This is a genomic window from uncultured Jannaschia sp., from assembly GCF_947494025.1.
Taxonomy (GTDB): domain Bacteria; phylum Pseudomonadota; class Alphaproteobacteria; order Rhodobacterales; family Rhodobacteraceae; genus Jannaschia.
In genome coordinates this window covers 1-240 of sequence record NZ_CANLTQ010000195.1, presented here as the reverse complement: position 1 = coordinate 240, position 240 = coordinate 1, and the positions used below count along the sequence as shown (strand labels likewise).

The window sequence follows — 240 nt, the reverse complement described above, 5'->3', positions numbered from 1 at the left end:
AATCCGCTGATCGTCGTCGACGAGATCGAGAAGGCCGGGTCCGTCCGGTCGAAGTCCGGCACCGCGCACGACCTCGCCCAAGCGCTGCTGCCGCTTCTTGATCGATCGACGGCGGCGGCGTGGTCCTGCCCGTACTTCCGGGTCCGCTTCGACCTGTCGTGGATCGGCTGGGTGCTGACCGCCAACACGACCGAGGGGCTGTCCGCGCCGTTCCTCAGCCGCTGCCCGCCACTGCACCTG

1 pseudogene is annotated in these 240 nt (G+C 69.2%); it reads left to right on the top strand.

The window, feature by feature from the left end:
• Positions 1-240 (top strand): annotated as a pseudogene (locus tag Q1B08_RS21900) (peptidase); the annotation flags it as partial.